Source organism: Dactylosporangium sucinum (assembly GCF_014647515.1).
GTDB lineage: Bacteria > Actinomycetota > Actinomycetes > Mycobacteriales > Micromonosporaceae > Dactylosporangium > Dactylosporangium sucinum.
In genome coordinates, this window is record NZ_BMPI01000020.1 from 22,166 (window position 1) to 39,961 (window position 17,796).

Below are 17,796 nucleotides of genomic sequence, written 5' to 3' on the forward strand. Positions count from 1 at the left end.
TGCCGGCTCGGACGCTCCGGCATTGGGCACACTTCACATGTAGCCACGGTCGCGATAGGCGCGTGCCGCGCCCGGGTGGAGGGGTGCTGGCAGGAGTCGCCATGCGACGAAGGGGTTGAAGCCGGCGAGGCTGCCATGAACCGTCGGAAGTTGGTCGAGGTTGTCCAGCAGTAGCTGGGTCACTTCGTAGGCGATCGGCTCGGGAACGTCTGCGCTGATGACGAAGACCGTATCGACGAAGCAGGTGGGCACGTCGCTGGTCTGCAGGCCCGGGTACGTGCCGGCGGGGATTACCCCGGGCTTGGCCCCGAACCGGCTCGCCAGGTGCTTGATGACGTCGGTGGGTAGCGGTGCGAGGTCGATGGGGCGCGGACCGTGGGCTGCGCGAGCGATGCTCGGTGCGGGCAGCGTTGTCGCGCCGAAGACGAAGTCGATGTCACCAGCGTGTAGCGCGGCCACGAGCGTGTCGTACCCGGCGAGCAGGACGTGTCCGCCGGCGGCGGTGATGTCGTTGTAGCTGGTGGCGTAGTGCGAGAGCACCTGTTGGAACATCAGTTCGTCGGTCGTGTCAGTCGGTGGTGCGCCGACGCGGATGCGGCGCCCGGCGACCGCTTCGGGAAAGCTGGCCTGCTGATCGCGGGCGGCGAGCAGGTTGTACGGGAGCGGGGACCAGCCGGTGCCGAGGCAGTTGAGGTTCCGCAACGGCTCTCGGAACGGCGGTCCGCCGTTGTAGGCGGCGGCGACGACCACGTCGATGCTCATGGCAATCTCCGCCTGTCCGGCTGCGACGTCATGCAGGTTGTGCTCGCCGCCGCCTGCCGCAAGGGCGAACCGGAGGCCGGTGCTCGTTTCCCTGAGCAGGCCGAGTAGTCGCCCGGTCATCTCGTACCAGCCGTCGCCGGGGTTTCCGCCGAGCCACGTCAGCGTGCCCGTCGTTGTGTCCATCTGCGCTCCTATCGTCTTCAGGCGGTCTTGCTGTCAGTGCACCCGGCGGCGCGCCGAGCACGACTAGGCGGTGAAGTGGACGCGTTGAAACGGTCGCCGCCAGGCGCTGACTTCCTCACCTACGCGGCGCGGATTGTCATCCCCCCGCAGCCCGCGCGCGATGAACTCGGCCAGCATCGGCATCTCGGCCTCTGTCATGCCGAGACGCGCGACCTCCGGAGTGCCCAACCGCAGCCCGTTCACGTCCCCGGCGATTTCGCCGATCGGCAATCCGATGCCGCTGGCGAGCAGATTCACCGCCCGCAGCCGCCGGGCGGCTGACTGGCCGCCAAGGTAGCCGCGGGCGTCTACAGCGAACTGATGGGACTGGGTACACCGCCCGCCCGGCGCGTAGACGGGGATCCCGCGAGCCTGCAGCGATTCGGCCAGCCCTGCCGCCGTCGCGACCATGGCCCCGGCATAGCCGGCGCCGGCCACTTGCCAGTCCAGCAACGTCCGCGCCAGTGCCGCGGTCTTGCCCACGTCGAAGTTGGCGGTCAACCCTGGGTACGCGATCGCCTCGAGCCGCTGAGCAATCTCGGTGTCGTTGGTGACGATCAGCCCACCCGGCGGCCCGCCGAGGCTCTTGTAGGTGCTCATGGTCATGAGGTGGGCGCCCTCGGCGAGTGGGTTCGGCCACGCCCCGCCGGCGATCACGCCGCACAAGTGAGCGGCGTCGAAGAGCACCTTGGCGTCGACACTGTCCGCGATCTCACGGATGTCCGCGACCGGATGCGGAAACAGGTTCAGGCTGCCGCCGATCGTGATCAGGCTCGGCCGGACCTGCCGGGCGAGTTCGGCGAGCGCGTGCAGGTCGACGCTGTAGCGATCGGCATCCACGGGTGCCGCGACTGTCGTCAGACGGTACAGCCCGGCCGCGCCGTCGCGGTGATGCGTGACGTGGCCGCCGATGCAGGCAGGCGGCGCGATGATCGACGCGCCTGGAGCGCAGGTCGCCAGGAACGCATAGAGGTTGGCCAGCGCGCCCGAGCCGACGCGGATCTCCACGTAGCGCGCCCCGAAGACCTCGGCGGCCAACTCGGCCGCGATCACTTCGATCTCCTCGATGGCCTCCAGTCCCATCTCGTACTTGTCTCCGGGGTAGCCCAGCGACGCCCGCGACCCCAGCCTTGCGGATAGCAGGGCCTCCGCCGCCGGGTTCATGACGTTGGAGGCGGGGTTCAGGTTCACGCACTCATGCTCGTGGATCACTCGATTCCGGGCGACCAGCGTGGCGAGCCGGTCGGCGGTTCCAACATGGTCCATGGATGTCGTGCTGCTGACGACCGACTCGACACGTTGCGCGACGACATCCGTCAGCCAAGGGCGATGAGCAAGAGCAGCGGCCATGACGTCCTCCTAGCGCGGCGTCCATGCGGCGCCGGTCACCGACCGACGTTACGAGCGCAACAGCAGGCCGGTCATCGGTCATGAGCAGCAAGCTATCGCCCGACGATTGCTACAAATGTAGAATCGCGCGGTGACCGCGATCCCAGCAGGTGGTCAGGCAGATGGTCTGCAGCGCGAACTCGACCACCTCGCCGCAGGACTTGGACGCAGCGTCAGTCTCGACGACCCAGAGGGCGCGCTGCTGGGCTACAGCGCCCAGGGCTCAGACATCGACCCGGTCCGGATCACGGCCATCTTGACCCGGCAGGTGCCTGCGGCGGTCCAGGACTATCAGCGGCACCACGGCATCGAGACAGCCACCAGCCCCTTCACGTTGCCCGGCAACACGGAACTGAACATGGCGCCGCGGTTGTGCCTGCCGATCCTGCGCGGCGCCAACCGGCTCGGCTACCTGTGGATACTCACCGACGGTGTGGACCTCGACCCCACCGACCGCACGACCGCGAATCAGTCGGCGCGGCGCATCGGCCGAATCCTGGAGTCCCGCGCGAGCCAGCCCGCGGACGGCCCGACCACCGACCGGGCCTTCGCCGAACTTCTCGCCCAAACCGCCTCACCTGGCGATTTCATCAGCCACCTCGCCAGATCGGCGCCGTACGCGGTGGACGCACCCATGCAGATCGCGGTCGCCGTCGCCGCCACCCTCGACCACGACGAGCGCACAGCCTCGTCGGCCGCGCCACCCACCGGCAGAGCACCCACAGCCTCCGCACTCCACCGCACACCTGGGGTCGTCGCCACACACGTCACGGCCAACCGAATCGTCGCACTGCTGACCGCCGCCGGTCGTGCCGGCGCCGCACCGAACGCGCTCATCCAGACCCTCAGCACGTGGGAATCCGACGACCGGTGCTTCATCGTTGCGACCAGTCCGCCCATCAAGCTCGCCGACGCCACCTTCGCCAGGGACTACGCCCGGGCAACGCTCGCGTGCGAAATCGCTTGTTTCGATCGCGCTCTGCCGACGTCGCTGTCGTGGAACGACCTCGGCATCTACCAACTTCTTCTAGCCGCCGCCCGACCCGGCGCGTGGGACTCAGCGCGCGCACCGCTCGACCACCAGATGGCCGCCGTCACCCCACTGAGCCAAACGCTCGAGCGGTACCTGGACCTCGGCGCTGATGCCGCGCGAACCGCCATCGACCTGCACATCCACCGCACCACCCTGTACTACCGGCTGCGCCGGGCCGCCCAACTACTCGACGTCGACCTGGACAACGGCATCATCCGCGCCCAGGTCCACGCAACCATGAAAGCCGGCCGCCTCGCCAGAGCCTGCGACCACTTCCAATGGACGCACACATTGCTGGACTCGGTACGTCCATAATCAGCCCCCGGAAGCCGCGCGACGCGATTCCGCGGGACTATCGCCTGATTTCACGACACTCCCAGGCGGCGATGTGATTGTCGACCGCTACCAGGTGCGCCGCTATGACGCCCGGAGCCGCGACATAACCCTCTCGTTATGGTTGCCCACGCCTTCCTCGCCATCACCGCCGCGAAAGCCGGAAGGGGGCACGACTCCGCCTCCTGTGGCTGGAGTACCTCGTCGCCGGCCCATGACCCGGACCGTCGACCTCTCCGCACCGCACCGTCGGCGCCCAGCGGTCGGTTCACCGGGGTCGCAAGGTGAGGGCGCGGGCCGGGTTGGCGACCGTGATCGTCTCCCACGCTTCGTCGCCAATTCGTTGGGTGACGGTATTGCGGAAGTGCTGGAGTACGCCGGGCATACCGGGTCCGGATGTCACTGATCTCGCTGCTGCGGTTGTAGTGTCACCGCCGACCAGTACCTGGTGGAGATGGCCGCGTGTGGCGAGGAGTTCGATGAGGGCTGGGGTGCGCCAGTCCGTGGGGTGGTTCGCGCGGGACGGACCGTCGAAGCACAGGAACGCGCCGCTGCTGGCCAGTTCGAGCAGGTAGCCGTCGTCGGGGTTGCGGCCGACGTGGCCGAGGACGGTCGAGGTTGGCGGGATGCTGTTCTTGCTCAGTTCAGCGAGGACCAGGTCGCCGGCCGAGCCGAGTTCGAGGTGGATCGCCACAGGTGTGCCGGTGAGTGTGTGCGCCGCAGCCGCGGCTTCGAGGGAGACGCGTTCGAAGGTGTCGAGGTGGTGGTAGCCGGTACCGATCTTCACCAGTCCGCAGGGGTGGGTCGTTGAGGTGATGTCGGCCACGATCAACCTGGCGAGGTCGTCAGCCGTTCGGTTGGCCTCCTCAGGATCGTGGTGCATGGCGCGATGTCGTCCGGTCGCCACCACGATGTGTAGTCCCGTTGCCGCGGCTATCGCGGCAAGATCGGCGCGGCGTCTGCCGAGTCCGCGGGGTGTCCACTGGACGATAGTGCGGCCCCCGGCGGCGGCGAACGCCTGCGCTTCGGCTGTTGCGGCCCCCACATCGTCGAGTTCCTGTCCGGGCAGAGCCGGCGTACGAAGAAATAGATGGTCGTGAGAGTTGGTGGCGCCGAGCTGATCGGAGTTGATATCGCCGAGCACAGTCCGTACCGACGCTGGGTGGTTCATTGGTAATCTGGTTCGTTTATGTGCAACACGGTGTAGAGCGTGGCGTCAGTCGGCATCGTCGCGCGATCGAGTCCGGCGATCGTCGTGAACTCGATCGCCTGCCAGGTCGTCGGATCGATGCCCGCGAACGCGATATGTGTTTCCGGGAGTTGAGCGCGGGCGGCCACCGCTGCTTCCAGCGCCTGCGCCACGGTGACGAGATCGGCGGCTTGGTCGATCATCTCAGTCCGCAGCAACGCGTGGGTAACCGCTGATTTTCCGCACCTGCCAACACCGAGTGCGGTCGGCACCCAGGTGTGCACTTGCGGTCGACCGAAGTCGCGCACGATGCCGTCGAAACCTTGGCCACCCCACAGGAATTCGGCCGCGGCGTTGCTGTCCGCCCACAGATAGAAAGGTGCGTACTGGTTCAACCGCGACCCGTCAGCTCCTACCTCACGGATGCAGTACGCCTTACACCGAAGGCCTCTGCGGTTGTCGAGCGCGCTACCTCGCGTTCGCACCCGCGTCCGAATGACCTCCATGTCGTAGTCGGTAGGCAGCGTGATGGGGTACTGCATCAGCAGCTGTCCGGGTCTCACCGCTGCACGTCCCACGGGTTGCTGGCGACGGGCTCCAGCCAACGCACGGAGTCACTGCCGGGCGTCTCGGTCTGCACGGCGACGTGGGTCATCGTGGACTGTGGACCGGCGCCGTGCCAGTGCTCCTCGCCCGGGTCGGTCCACACCGACACCCCGGACTTCAGTTCGATGAGATGTCCGTCGCGCGTGCCAACGTAGCCGAAGCCGTCGGTGCAGATCAGCAGCTGACCGCGCTCGTGCGCGTGCCACGCGGTGCGCCCGCCGGCGTCAAAGCTCACGACGTAGGCGTGCAACTGCGGGTCCTCGGGTGGAGCGAGGTGCAGTCCGGAGACCGAGCCGGTGAGGCGTGAATCGTTCGGAAGGTCGGTAAGCGTGGCGTCGATCCGCCTCATCGGACGTCCTTCTTTCGGGTGTGTTCGAGCATCGCGACGGCGCCACGGACGGCACGGTCGAACGGCGCAGGATCGCCGGCTGCGCGGGCCAGCACGTAGCCACCCTGCACAACGGCGAGCACGGTGTCCGCGAGCTCGGCAGGTTGCACACTGCCGTCGAATTCGTCGTTGTCCATGCCGTCACAGATGACAGCCACGATGCGGCCCCGCAGCTCGTCGAACGTGGCGGCGACCACGTGCTGCAGAACTGCGGACCCAAGGACCTCGGCGTCGCCGGTCATCCGTCCCACCGGACACCCACGCAAGACCTCGCGCTGGCGAAGCAGATAGGCCTTCAAACGCTCCAACGCGGAACCGTCGCCAGCCAGGTCCGTCTCGGTTCGCGCGAGCAACTGTTGCGCCGTGTCCCGCATCGCCGCAGCGGCCAGGTCTTCCTTGCCGGTGAAGTGGTGGTACATACTGCCCTGCCCCGCGCCCGCCCTGTCGAGGATCGCGCGCGGACTGGTCGCGGTGTAGCCGCGTTCCCAGAGAAGCTCCCGGGTGCTTTCGATCAGATGATCGCGGGTCGTGCCATCAGCCCTCGGCATGTTTACATACTAGTAGGTACAGCGAGTGCGAGCAACTCCCCCATTGATCGTCTTCGGCGCTCCTCCAGCGGCAGCACCGAGGCCCCAGCAGTCGCATACCGCTAGATCAGCAGCTGTCCGCTCCGAACGACGCATCCGCGCCGCCCGCCCAGCGCTGGTACGAACTCAATGTCGCGCGCGACCGCGGGAGTGCTCCGCTGCGCGGTGCGCCAGGCGGAGATCGAGTTGCTGATGTACGACAACCGGCCGGCGACCAGCCCCTGATTGTTGGAGGTGGGAATCCAGGAGAACACCTCGTCGGTCATGGCCTGGCGGTACAGCCGCGTCTTGAACTCCACCGCCGCAACGGCCTCGGGTCCGTTGAGCGTGCTGTTTGGCATCCGATCGGCGTCGAGGGCTTCGCCGCAGCCGGTCAGTGGCGCCTGGGCCGCTGGTCATCGTCGGTCCTCCATCACCTTCGTCAGCGCAGCAATGGCCCGGGCGCCGTGCGACTTGACTGCGCCAACCGAGATTCCCATCGCGGTGGCGATCTCGGCCTCCCGCAGACCGAGCCAGTGGCGCAAGACCAGCACCTGTCGTTGGCGGGCGGACAGTTCACCCAGCGCGTCCATGAGGATCCGCTGGTCGTCGCGGACCAGCGCGATGCTCTCCGCCGACGCGACGGCGACCGGGTCGGTGCCCCGGTCAGTGTGCTTGCGGGCCACATACAGGTGGCGAAGCCGCATCCTAGTGAGGTTGCAGACGATCGAGCGCAGATACGCCGGTGCCGCGTCGGAGCCGCGCAGGCAGTGCCATCGGCGGTACAGCTGGTAGTACGCCTCGGCCACGATGTTCTCGGCGTCGTCCGCGCCAAGCAGTGCGGCCAGGCGGAGCAGGTCGGCGTAGTGCAGCTCGAAGAGTAGGGCGAGAGCCGCTTCCTGGTCCGGGTCGCGCGGATCCGCCGCGGTGGCAGTGCTCCAACCAGGCCGGGGCGGAGTGTGGTCCCGGTACGGGAAGGTTGCTGGCACGGTTCGGTCTTCGCTGGCTGGTTCAGGGGGTTGCGGATGAGTCATGTAAGCGGGCAGCGTGATGCGGTCGTGGCGGCAGATGGTCAATGCCCATTCGTGCTCCCGAGTACGGCTCGCCGAGCCAGATAACTACCGGCGGGGTGGATGGATGAGCTGAACCGCACATTCTGGCGAGCGCGGGCGCATCTACGGATTGTTCGCCGACCGTCCGGCTGGGCTGAGCGCGGCTCCGACCTTCTTGGCGAGCAGAGCGGTTTCGAATCCGACCTGTCCGAGATCGGCGCCGGGGTACACGAGGACAGCAACGTGGGCGTTGTCATCGATGGCCATGACGAGGAGCACCCCGCCGCGCATCTCGACGACGGTGTGTGACACGGGTCCCGCCCTCAGGCACCGAGCTGCGCCGTCGGTCAGACTGGCCAAGCCGCAGGTAATGGCGGCGAGCTGATCGGCTCGATCCGTCGGAAGGCCCTCGGACATCGCCAGGGCGAGACCGTCGGACGACACGGCGACGACATGCGCAACCGACGTTAGGCCAAGAGCGAAGTCGGTGAGCAGCCACCCGAGCCCGCCGTCGGAGGCGTGCGCCGCGCGCTGCTGGTCGAGATTTGTCATATCCTGCGTCCATTGCGGTGTGGTGGGAGTGGGGTACGGGCCGCCGCGGCTACGCCCCGGCTGAGGCCAGCCAACTGCGAGCGGACCCGGTCGGGATCAATCGGGTCTCTTGTCTGAGTCCGCGCTGGGGTCGGAATGTGGCCGGGGAGCAGGTGGGCTCCAGTCCGCCGGCGCGGCAGCGGCGCTCCGTCCACTTGGGGAGGCGAATCCGCCATAAGCTGCACGACTTTCATGTGTTCCCAGTCAGCGGGAGCCTGGGGGAACGCATCTGCGGCGGTGTGGGTGCCCTGTCCGCCGCGCGTGGCAACCCAGGCCAAACGCAACTCGTCGTAGATGAGTGGGGGCTCGTGCACCACGGCGGCCGCCTTCACCGGCGCCGGGCTCAGGGCTCGGGGCGGTTGTGATGGTGGGCCGCTTTGCACCGCGACGCGAGACGGCCGCCCGGCTGCGGTCGAGGAAGTGACGGAACTGACCCGTTCGCCGATGATCTCGTTTGGAAGGTCCACGAGGGCCGCGACGCCGCCGCCATCGCCACGCCGCAGCTCCACACGGACTGTGTGCCGAGCTGCCAGCCGTGCGACCACCAGCAGTCCGAGCGTGCCGGCCAGCGCACTGGTGAGCATGGTGGGCTCACGCAACCGTTCGTTGGCTGCGGCGAGTGCCTGCGGGGCCATGCCGATCCCGTTGTCGTAGACAGTGATCACAACGCCAGCCGAGTCGCGATGCGCGCTGATCGTCACCTGGGTTTGTGGAGGTGAATAGGTGGCGGCGTTCTCGAGGAGCTCAGCGAGCAGATGCGCCAGGTCTCCCACAGCCCGCCCGGCGACGGAAACGTCTGGCAGGACTGCGATGTCGACCCGCGTGTAGTCGGCGATTTCCGCTATGGCCGCGCGCACCACATCCAGGAGGGGAAACGCACCTGTGAACCGCCGGCCCGGATCAGTGCCGGTCAGAACCAAGAGATTCTCAGCGTTTCGGCGCATCCTGGCGGCCAAATGGTCGATGACGTAGTACCTGGCGAGGGTATTTGGATCGGTCTCAACACGCTCAAGATCGTCGATAGCGGCGAGTTGGCGCTGCACCAGCTTCTGGCTGCGCCGAGCTAGCGCGGTCACCAGTGCCTCGGTATCCAGGCGGAGCAGCGCCTGGTCCGCGGCAAGGTGCAACGCGGTCGCGTGGACCGTTGCAAAGGCTGCCCCGACCTCGGCGATCTCGTCCCGCAACGCCAGCGAAAGCTGATCGTCAAGCCGATTGGTCATCGAGTTCAGTTGCGCGTCATGGGCCAGAGCGGGATTGTCCGCGACCGCAATCTCGTCGACGACAATGGGTAGCCGAGACGCCGTGCCAAGGGCTGCCCGTCGCAGTCGACCAAGTCGGTGGCTCATCCCAGTCGCAATGACGATCGCGATGACCACCGACGAGATTGCGAGGCTCACTGCGCCCGTGATCGTCACCACTGCGTCTCGACGCGCATCCGCTCTCGCATCGGCGGCCTTCGCCGACAGCTCGGCTGCCAGCCCAACCTCAACCTCGTGCAACAGACCAATGGTGCGCGTCATGGCCGCGTACCATGCATCTGCGTCGACCTTCAGGGCACCAGCTGCGCCGGACAGCGCCGCATCGCGTAGTTGAACCGCAGTCTTCACTTCTGGATCCGTTACGAGACGGTCGAAGTTCGCGCGCGCGGCCACGCCGGCCACCCGACCGAACGTCTCCAGACGCTCCTGCTCGACGGCCGCGAATTTGACCAGGTTGGCGAAACCGCCGGGCGCATAAGCGCGCTGACGAAAAGCCTTGTACAGCACGTCCCGTTCGACTGCCAACGCGTGCCTGGCGGTGGCCAGCGCGGCGATCGCCTGGGTGCGGTTCGCTAGCGGCCGATCGACCAACGCTGCAGGTATGGCGTCGGCGACACGTAGCAGCACCTCCGTGAGCGGGTCGTACAGGCCCCGGACATCCTCCAAAGCGGATCCGTCAGGAGGGCCATACGCCACATCAAGGCCGGGGGACGCGGCACTTCGGACTGTGGCGAGCTTCGCCAACTGCTGCATCGCCGCGTCCAATGTCGGTTCCAAGCCAGGCGCCGCCAAGACCGCGGCCGCACCCCTGTTCCGGAACGTGCCGAGCGCGCCATCTGTGCTCGCCCATTGCGCCTTCGCCGAGTCGCCCACACCGCCACGGTCAATTAGCGCGGCAGTCTCGGCCTCCTCTCGGTCGAGCTGATCCAGGAGATCCATTGTCGACACCGACGCGTCGGCAAGCGCCTCGGCCCGGTCAGACTCCTCGACGACAGCCCAGCTGGACCTGGCCTGCATTCCCGTCAACACGGCGAGGCCGACCATGGGAAGTAGGACAACGAGCACCAACCGGGTACGCACGGATCTGTACCAACGCACAGGCGCACGGACCCTGGAATCCTCACTGACCATGCGGGCAGTCGCTCGTGCGTTCAATGCAACCTCTCCCAGCTCGTTTGCTGATCCCGCCGGACAGATTGCGACGCCGACCGGTGGCAGAACCGGCCTGACAGACGCGTGCTAGCCGGCGATCGTTTCGTGAAGAGGACCGACGCCGTTCTGGTACGGCATGTTCTTGGCCGTCATCGCCATCCTGGGGTCGCGGCAGCCGTCGTCGGGTACCACATCGGCCCACTGTCCAGCATGGACATCCGCGGTCCTGACGGCGTTCTCGACGGCTTCCGCGCCACGATGCAGCGGGTCGCGCAGAGCCGCGGACTCAACCGTCACGGCCACCCACAGATGCATCCCGGACGGAGCACTGCATGGCTGACCATCGTTCCGACATGCGCGGCATATGCACCCATCGATCCACCTCCGGTACGGGAACGACCACGTGTGTAGGACCCACGTCAGCGGTCACGGTTGGCCCGCGTTTCGCCAACCGTTTGTCGAATGCCTGCTCGTTTCTAGCCAGACGACCAACGACGCCTCAAATGGTGCTGGCGAGCGACTCCACCGGCGCCGCTCCGGCCAATGAGCCCTGCACGCCGGAACGTTCCGGCAACGCCACGATGATGCGCCCGCGCAAGCTCGCTGTCAAGGACCATTCACCCGCGTACCGCACGGCCCCTCACCGGACTGCACTAGGTACCCGCGAAGGTCTCCGCCGTGCCATCAGGGTTCGACCGGCAGCCGCCAGCCACGCTCAGGCGTCGCACCCAAACTCACCGACCACGGCCCGAGCCCAACCGCTCTCGCTGGTCCACGACAACGACCTGACGTCGGCGCATGCGGGCGGCGATGCAGCACGACGAGGTATCACTGCAGAAGACCGGGGTGGAACTTGCGCGCGTCCAAGCACTGCCCGGCCGGCAATCGGGCTGGTCCCGCCGACCGGCATGTCCACCCAAGGCCATGCTGCCTCCTCTGAACGGCCAAGGCGCGGCACACCGCACCTACCCCACCGCACGCTGCGGGACTGTAGGGGTAGATGGTGAAAATCCAGACATAGGGAACTTTGGATGACAGTCGTAATCAACCAGCATTGGGAGCCTGCGGTCGATGCGGTGGGTGACGGGCGAGGATCTGCTCGCCCGAGTGCTCGACGACGACACGGTGGCACCCCTGGCGAAGCGGGCCCACAGGCAGGGGATGGCGCTGCTGGGTGAGGGCGGGCTGCTGCAGCTGACGAAGCGGTTCCCGGAAGCGGCGCCCGCCGGGGAGATGGACGCGCACCCGGGCCGGGACCGGCACAAGCGCGGCGGGGACGGTAACGCCCATAACGGCAAGCGGACCAAGACGCTGATCACCGATGTCGGGCCGGCGTCCGTTCCGGCGATCGTGGCCAAGCGGCAGCGTCGCTTCGGCGGTGTGGACAACCGGTCATCTCGTTGACGCGAAGGGGTTGACGACCGGGGAGGTGTGTGCGCACCTGGCCAAGGTGTACGGCTCGCACATCTTTCCCGCCTGTTGGTTGTGGCCCACTTGCGCGCTGCGCCCACATCGGGCTAACTGGAGGTCGCGACCTCGGCGAAACGAGACAGAAGCAGGGGCGCCAGCAGGCGGAAATAGATTCCTTCCAGGGATCGCTAGCGTGACCCCTTATTCGTCAGTTCGACAGACGGCTACGCAAATTGCGATGCGGCCGGGAGCCAACCGAATCTCTATCAAGGCCCAATTCGCCGTGCCGCCGGAACGTTCCGGCACCCTCGATCGTGCGCCCCGAAGGGCGACCCTGTCAAGGGTTTTCGCCACCGAATGCGATTACGATCACCAACCGCGCTTTCGCCGGCAACGTTGATAACCTCGGCACATGAACCGCAGATCGGTCACCATCGTCGACCTTGCAGAAAGCCTAGGCCTGTCGAAGACGACGGTCGCCGACGCCCTCAAGGGTTCCGGGCGGGTGGCAGAGTCGACGCGAAGGCGGGTCCTCGAAGCCGCAGGCGAACGAGGCTACATGGCGAACCGCGCGGCACAACAGCTACGGACGCGATCGGCGGGCGCGATCGGCTTGTACATTCCGCCGAAGGTTCGCAGCATGTCTTTCTATATGCCATTCGCACTTGGGGTGGCCGACGAGGCGTCACACCACGCCTGGGACCTGACACTGCTGACACGTTGGCCGCGGAATGGCAAGCCCGCGAACCAGGTCGACGGCGTCATCGTCATCGACGCCCTGCCCGGCGACCCGGTGGTGAAGCGCTTGATCGACCTCCCGGTCCCGATCGTGACGGCCGGGCGGAGCACGGACATCCCGCCCGATCGGCTGGCCGCCGTCATCGAAATCGAATACGAACGGATGTGCGGCGTCGTCCTCGACCGGCTCGAGGCACTGGGCGCCGGACGCCCGGCCCTCGTAAGCCCCGTTGCGGGTGACGACCTGTCATGGTCGCGGCAACTCCAGCGCGGCTACCAGTCCTGGTGCGACCGGCAACGTAAGCCGTCGCACCTGGTGACAATGCCGACGTTCCCAACTACGGACGACCTGGCCACGGCCATGGCCAAGGTCCTGGCCGTCCAAGAAATCGATGCTATTCTATTCGCCTGGCAAGACATCGCTACCCGAGCCGCTATCCAGCTGGACCATCTGTGCTCCACGACCGGACGGTCGGTCTCGCTGGCCACAATTGTCAGCTCGATGGACCATTTCAACAACGCGTACCTGACGGCGCTGGATCTGCGTCCGCATCTGTTTGGGCAGTCAGCCGCGAGGTTGCTGCGCGAGGTGGTAGTGGAACCGCCGAATCGGACCATCCACAGACTCCACGAGGCGAAACTCGTCGAATAGCCGGCTCGTGGCGCACGCCGCTAGGCAGTGTCCTCAAAGGGTCATGGCCAATGCAGAAGTGCGGCGACGGTGACTGTGGCCTGGAACGACGTGGTGGTTTTGTTTGAGCCGGTTGAGCAGCGTTCCACGACGTTGCGATCTCGTCGGGTTCTCGTCGCCCCTTACCGCCGCAGGCATGCTGATACGCCCGCACGATTGTCGAGTCCACGACTGCCACGACCCATACCAATCCGGCACATCCCGCCACGGCGCCCGGACCGCACCTTCCACACGAACCTTGATACTGCCGCGCCAGGCAACGCTACCGGGCCGATTGTCGGCACCGGCCGCAAACGCGCTGTGCCGACGTCCGTGCTGCGCCGGAATTCCTCATGTGGACGGATCCAACGAATTCAACATTCCGGTCTTGCGATGACAGTTGAAGTATTCGAACGCCTGGTCCTTCGCACGAATTACACTCATCTCGTGGTAGAGCTTCAGGTTCGCGTTCCCCTCTGCAAGTCGGTAGTGCCTGGTGCCGGCCGCGAAGATCTTCAGGTGCGTGTCCGACCAGCACCATGCCTCAATGGCCGCCAATGAGTGCCAGGCGCTCAAGCTGTAGGTCTTCTCGATGGGGCCGTCAGGGCCGACGAGCGTCATAAAGCGATTGAAGAAGCAGCCCGAACGACGGCCGTCATCTCGCAGCTCCAGCATTCCCTTGATCAACGCCGGCCTGACCTCGTCCAGATAAAAAGCACGCTCGTCGTGGTCGGTCTCCGACCAGTCCTGGCCGGACCGCAGCAGGCAGAGATTCTCGTGGGGTTGCACGGCAACGTGTCTACCCAAGGTCTCGCCATCGACCGCTCCGACAAGTGCAGGCCTACCGGTCGGATCCATGGCGTCGATCTGAGACCGGGGAATTCGGTCCCGGGCGCTGCCCCAGTAGCCGTGGGTATCGGTCATACCGCTCATGTGGCTGGCGATTGCCGAGTAGCCCTCCGGGTAGGGATGGGAGAACGTGGTCTCGGTGTCCTTGATGCTCGGGGTGTAGCGCTCGCAGAAGAAACCAAGATCGCCGTCCAGCGACGCGTCTTGATGCCACCACTCACGCGGAAGCTCGCTGTCCCACCGGTCATAGTGCCGGCGATCGTCCCAGTACGCAGCCACCACTGCGGTGGCGTATCCCAGCTCGTCGACATACTCTGCCCGGTCGCGGAACGCCGGCCCGAACGGCCGTTGAAAGGTGGCTTGCCACGAACGAACCACCGCCTCGCTCGCGGATGACCTATTCCTGCCCTGCACCCCAACGAAGATCATCGGCAATGCGGTGACCTGCGGATCGAACCGCGCAGAGTAGGAAGGCGTTACCGGCCTGAACCCTTCCGGCGCTCCTAGCGGATACGTTCGGGCGACCCGCAGATGTGGCGGTATGGCCGGCTCGAGCTTCTCGGCGTTTCCGTTCATCGTGACATCTCCCGACTATTGGTCCCGGGTTGGATTGGCGGCCGGATCTACAGCAGGGTCGGCCAGTGCGGCGCGGATGAGATCGATCCTCTCGTCCATGTCGCGCCTTGCGACGAACCCTTCCTCGACCAACGTCCGCTCGGCCGCCGCCAGCCAGCAGTCGAAGTACGCATCCTCGGTGTCCGCCGTATTCTCCACCGAATTGCCTGCCTTCTCGATCTCCTCGGCAAGGCGCTGCTGAAAGGCGCGCCACGGAGTATGGCCGTTGTTTGCCAGCGCGACCATCAAGGCGAATACCCTTGCCTGCCATGGGGCCCGGAACAGGCTTCGGCCAGCAACGGCGTCCGGCATGACCGCGTGCGCAGAGTCGAGGAGGCCGCGGTGTTTTTCATGCGGGTTCAAGGTACGACTCCCACAGGTCGCAGTAGATGACGTCATCGGACTCGGCGTCCTTGCCCCACAGCGCCCTCGCCGCAAACGCGACGGTGTAGCAAGGCTCCGGCGCGGGCCCTCTGCCGGCCGCAACGGCATCGGCGAACTGAAAAACGCCTCTGACGAGCGCGACTGATCCCACGCGGCTGCGGACGTACCGCGGGGCACGCGTGTGCCCCGTCGGACAGTTACTCAACACGCGAACCGGCTGCCCTGGCGCGAAGCGAACCCCCTCCGTCCCGGCGGGATGGGCCAGTTGAGCTCCCTGTTTCATGCCGCCGACCAGCGCCGCCGAGCTGGTCGGCGGATGGGCTGCCCCATCGATATCAAACTTCTTCTCCCCCGTGTCGAGCTCCTCCTGGCTGACTAGCCCGGCCTGCTTCAGCAACTCGCCCGTTGCCACTGCCCATTTCTCGAAGTAGTCCATGCTCAGATAGTCAATCGCGTCCAGGCGTTCGATTTCTTGACGGTGCTGGTCCGCCACGAACGGCGTCGGACCTGCCAGCGCCTGGGCGAGCGCGAAGGAGCGACGCTCCCAATCCGCCTTGAAGACATACTCTCCCTGCTTGATTGGGATCGGCCCGAACCCGTGCATTCCCCCTAGATCATGGATGCCGTCCACCTCTCCCCCTTTCTGTGCTTTGGGTCCCAAACCGGTCTAGACCCGTGCCGTGCCGATCATTCCGTTGCGGGTCACCAGATCTGCCAGCTCACGGGACGACATGTTTTCCGTCCCTGCCGGCCTCTGCGGAAGTACCATGTAGCGTATTTCCGCGGTGCTGTCCCACACCCTTACCTCGGTACTCACGGGGATTTCGAGCCCAAATTCGGCCAGGACCGCGCGCGGCTCACGAACCACGCGAGAGCGATAGGCCGCACTCTTGTACCACGCCGGCGGCAGGCCGAGCACCGGCCATGGATAACAGGAGCACAGCGTGCAGACGATCACGTTGTGAACGAGGTCGGTGTTCTCGACCACGTGCATGTGTTCACCTTGGTAACCGGTGAACCCCATCGAATGAATGGCCTCGGTCCCGTCCTCCAGCAGCCACACCTTGAACGCCGGGTCCGTCCACGCCCGGGCGACAACGGCCGCACCGTTTCGAGGGCCGACCTCCCGTTCGTAATACTCGACGACACTGTCAAGCGCTTCCGGGTCAACCAACCCCTTGGCGATCATCAGCTCCTCCAGAGCACGCACGCGCAACGCGGCACCCATCTCCAGAGGATCATGACTGTGACCCGCATGACCATCGGCATCACGATGGTCATGCCCCTGCTCCGTCATCGGCTTCCTCACACCCGCTTCCTCACGGTCAGCCGGCAGCCATTCGCCGCACCGCGCCAAGAAGGACGCTCGCGCCATGTTCCGCCTGCTCTTTTGTAATGCTTTCAGCTTCGTTGTGGCTCAGCCCGCCTGCACAGGGAACAAATATCATCGAGGTGGGTACGCGCAACGCCACGTAGCAGGAGTCGTGGCCGGCACCGGAGACGATGCGCTGCCGGGAAAACCCGAGGTCGGCCGTCGCGGCCTCGACGGCCGCAATGCATCCCGCGTCGAAAGCGACTGGCGGCGAGTCGTTGTCCACAGCGATGGAGCTGGTGACTCCCAGCGCGTCAGCCTCGGCCGCCACGATGTCGCGAACCGCGTGGTCCATCTGCTCCAGCGACTCCAGCTCCGGGTGACGGAGGTCGAGCGTGCACCAGAGACGCTCGGGGATGGTGTTAGGACTCACCGGCTCGGAGCCGAACTGGGCAAAGGTGCCACGTCCCCACGGGGCGTACGACTCCACCATCGCGTAGACCCGCTCCACAATACGGGCGATCGCCCGCGCCGGGTCGCGCCGGCCCAGCATGGGCGTCGGGCCCGCGTGCGCCGGGAAGCCACCGAGCTCGATTGTGAACCAGCGGAACCCTTGCACGCCCGTCACTACCCCGATCTGGAGGCCTTCGCTCTCCAGGATCGGGCCCTGCTCGATGTGCAGCTCGAAGGCGGCGGCGGTGGGCATGGGTCGCGCCGGACGCGTCCCAGCCCAACCGAGGCGGTTGAGCTCGTCACCAACGGCGACGCCGTGGACGTCGGTCAAGGCGAGCGCCTGCGCCGGTGGAAGCTTGCCGGCCCACACGGCCGAGCCCATCATCGAGTACGGAAAGCGCGATCCCTCTTCGTTGGCCCATACGACGAGGTCGATCGGCGCCTCGGTGACGACGTTGAGGTCGTTGAGACGTTCGATCACCTCCAACCCGCCGAGCACTCCGTAGATGCCGTCGAAGCGGCCGCCCGTGGGCTGGGTGTCGAGGTGACTGCCGATCAGCACCGCCGGTTTGGCGGGGTCGCGGCCGGGCCGACGCACGAACAGGTTCCCGATCTCGTCCATCTCGTGGCTGCAGCCGGCGTCGGTCGTCCACTTGAGAAACAGTGCGCGACCGGCCGCGTCATCATCGCTGAGGGCCTGCCGGTTGTTGCCGCCGTTGGGAGTGGCGGCAACCTCGGCCATCGTCATCAGCCGGCTCCAGAGCCGGTCGGCGTTCACCCGATCCACCGAGGTGGGGCTGGAGTCGAGCGAGGTCATGTCACC

19 protein-coding genes are annotated in these 17,796 nt (G+C 66.3%); 3 read left to right on the forward strand and 16 right to left on the reverse strand.

Features of this window, described 5'->3' with window-relative positions; genetic code table 11:
- Nucleotides 1–33: 33 nt before the first annotated feature.
- Together IEZ31_RS21230 and glyA are read right to left on the reverse strand one after the other, a co-directional pair.
- Nucleotides 34–945: a TAXI family TRAP transporter solute-binding subunit gene (locus tag IEZ31_RS21230; protein WP_190251666.1), complete on the reverse strand. Its 912-nt coding sequence runs from the start codon at nucleotides 943–945 to the stop codon at nucleotides 34–36.
- Between the two features lie 63 nt (nucleotides 946–1,008).
- The gene (gene glyA, locus IEZ31_RS21235) at nucleotides 1,009–2,334 is read right to left on the reverse strand and encodes a serine hydroxymethyltransferase (RefSeq protein ID WP_190251667.1); all 1,326 of its coding nucleotides are present in this window, start codon (nucleotides 2,332–2,334) and stop codon (nucleotides 1,009–1,011) included.
- 130 nt (nucleotides 2,335–2,464) lie between these two features.
- On the opposite strand from glyA, the gene IEZ31_RS21240 reads away from it, so the two are divergent.
- Entirely contained in the window at nucleotides 2,465–3,721 is a 1,257-nt protein-coding gene (locus IEZ31_RS21240) for a PucR family transcriptional regulator (RefSeq protein WP_190251668.1), read from the forward strand.
- Between the two features lie 286 nt (nucleotides 3,722–4,007).
- On the opposite strand, the gene IEZ31_RS21245 is transcribed toward IEZ31_RS21240, so the two are convergent.
- The 9 genes from IEZ31_RS21245 to IEZ31_RS21285 form a co-directional block, all read right to left on the reverse strand.
- Complete coding sequence (locus IEZ31_RS21245) at nucleotides 4,008–4,883, reverse strand: phosphotriesterase family protein (protein ID WP_229835688.1); 876 nt, start codon at nucleotides 4,881–4,883, stop codon at nucleotides 4,008–4,010.
- A 23-nt stretch (nucleotides 4,884–4,906) separates the two neighbouring features.
- The gene (locus tag IEZ31_RS21250; RefSeq protein ID WP_190251670.1) at nucleotides 4,907–5,470 is read right to left on the reverse strand and encodes a DUF4865 family protein; all 564 of its coding nucleotides are present in this window, start codon (nucleotides 5,468–5,470) and stop codon (nucleotides 4,907–4,909) included.
- A gap of 17 nt (nucleotides 5,471–5,487) precedes the next feature.
- Nucleotides 5,488–5,883, reverse strand: coding sequence for a cupin domain-containing protein (locus tag IEZ31_RS21255; protein ID WP_190251671.1), 396 nt, complete (start codon nucleotides 5,881–5,883; stop codon nucleotides 5,488–5,490).
- Nucleotides 5,880–6,470: a TetR/AcrR family transcriptional regulator gene (locus IEZ31_RS21260; protein WP_190251672.1), complete on the reverse strand. Its 591-nt coding sequence runs from the start codon at nucleotides 6,468–6,470 to the stop codon at nucleotides 5,880–5,882. The genes IEZ31_RS21255 and IEZ31_RS21260 overlap by 4 nt, the downstream gene beginning before the upstream one ends.
- A gap of 101 nt (nucleotides 6,471–6,571) precedes the next feature.
- Nucleotides 6,572–6,808 (reverse strand): hypothetical protein, encoded by a 237-nt coding sequence (locus IEZ31_RS21265; protein ID WP_229835690.1) that lies wholly within the window; start codon nucleotides 6,806–6,808, stop codon nucleotides 6,572–6,574.
- Nucleotides 6,809–6,904: 96 nt separating this feature from the next.
- Complete coding sequence (locus IEZ31_RS21270; protein ID WP_229835692.1) at nucleotides 6,905–7,564, reverse strand: RNA polymerase sigma factor; 660 nt, start codon at nucleotides 7,562–7,564, stop codon at nucleotides 6,905–6,907.
- 99 nt (nucleotides 7,565–7,663) lie between these two features.
- Nucleotides 7,664–8,092: a roadblock/LC7 domain-containing protein gene (locus IEZ31_RS21275; protein ID WP_190251673.1), complete on the reverse strand. Its 429-nt coding sequence runs from the start codon at nucleotides 8,090–8,092 to the stop codon at nucleotides 7,664–7,666.
- Complete coding sequence (locus tag IEZ31_RS21280; RefSeq protein WP_190251674.1) at nucleotides 8,089–10,434, reverse strand: sensor histidine kinase; 2,346 nt, start codon at nucleotides 10,432–10,434, stop codon at nucleotides 8,089–8,091. The genes IEZ31_RS21275 and IEZ31_RS21280 overlap by 4 nt, the downstream gene beginning before the upstream one ends.
- Before the next feature lie 195 nt (nucleotides 10,435–10,629).
- Nucleotides 10,630–10,857 carry a hypothetical protein gene (locus IEZ31_RS21285; protein ID WP_190251675.1) on the reverse strand — a complete coding sequence of 76 codons (228 nt, stop codon included), beginning with the start codon at nucleotides 10,855–10,857 and terminating at the stop codon, nucleotides 10,630–10,632.
- 756 nt (nucleotides 10,858–11,613) lie between these two features.
- Between IEZ31_RS21285 and IEZ31_RS21290 the strand changes: the two genes are divergently transcribed.
- Complete coding sequence (locus tag IEZ31_RS21290; RefSeq protein ID WP_190251676.1) at nucleotides 11,614–11,946, forward strand: hypothetical protein; 333 nt, start codon at nucleotides 11,614–11,616, stop codon at nucleotides 11,944–11,946.
- A gap of 418 nt (nucleotides 11,947–12,364) precedes the next feature.
- The gene (locus IEZ31_RS21295) at nucleotides 12,365–13,342 is read left to right on the forward strand and encodes a LacI family DNA-binding transcriptional regulator (protein WP_190251677.1); all 978 of its coding nucleotides are present in this window, start codon (nucleotides 12,365–12,367) and stop codon (nucleotides 13,340–13,342) included.
- A gap of 369 nt (nucleotides 13,343–13,711) precedes the next feature.
- Here IEZ31_RS21295 and IEZ31_RS21300 read toward each other — a convergent pair whose 3' ends face one another.
- Genes IEZ31_RS21300 through IEZ31_RS21320 form a run of 5 tightly spaced genes read right to left on the reverse strand, consistent with a single transcriptional unit; the run spans nucleotide 13,712 to nucleotide 17,790 of the window.
- Complete coding sequence (locus tag IEZ31_RS21300) at nucleotides 13,712–14,785, reverse strand: phenylacetaldoxime dehydratase family protein (RefSeq protein WP_190251678.1); 1,074 nt, start codon at nucleotides 14,783–14,785, stop codon at nucleotides 13,712–13,714.
- 15 nt (nucleotides 14,786–14,800) lie between these two features.
- Nucleotides 14,801–15,187: a nitrile hydratase accessory protein gene (locus tag IEZ31_RS21305; protein ID WP_190251679.1), complete on the reverse strand. Its 387-nt coding sequence runs from the start codon at nucleotides 15,185–15,187 to the stop codon at nucleotides 14,801–14,803.
- Nucleotides 15,174–15,839: a nitrile hydratase subunit beta gene (nthB, locus tag IEZ31_RS21310; protein ID WP_190251680.1), complete on the reverse strand. Its 666-nt coding sequence runs from the start codon at nucleotides 15,837–15,839 to the stop codon at nucleotides 15,174–15,176. Before nthB ends, IEZ31_RS21305 begins: the two co-directional genes overlap by 14 nt.
- Nucleotides 15,840–15,875: 36 nt before the next feature.
- Nucleotides 15,876–16,517, reverse strand: coding sequence for a nitrile hydratase subunit alpha (nthA, locus tag IEZ31_RS21315; protein ID WP_229835695.1), 642 nt, complete (start codon nucleotides 16,515–16,517; stop codon nucleotides 15,876–15,878).
- Nucleotides 16,518–16,533: 16 nt separating this feature from the next.
- The gene (locus IEZ31_RS21320; RefSeq protein WP_190251681.1) at nucleotides 16,534–17,790 is read right to left on the reverse strand and encodes a Zn-dependent hydrolase; all 1,257 of its coding nucleotides are present in this window, start codon (nucleotides 17,788–17,790) and stop codon (nucleotides 16,534–16,536) included.
- Between the last annotated feature and the right edge of the window lie 6 nt (nucleotides 17,791–17,796).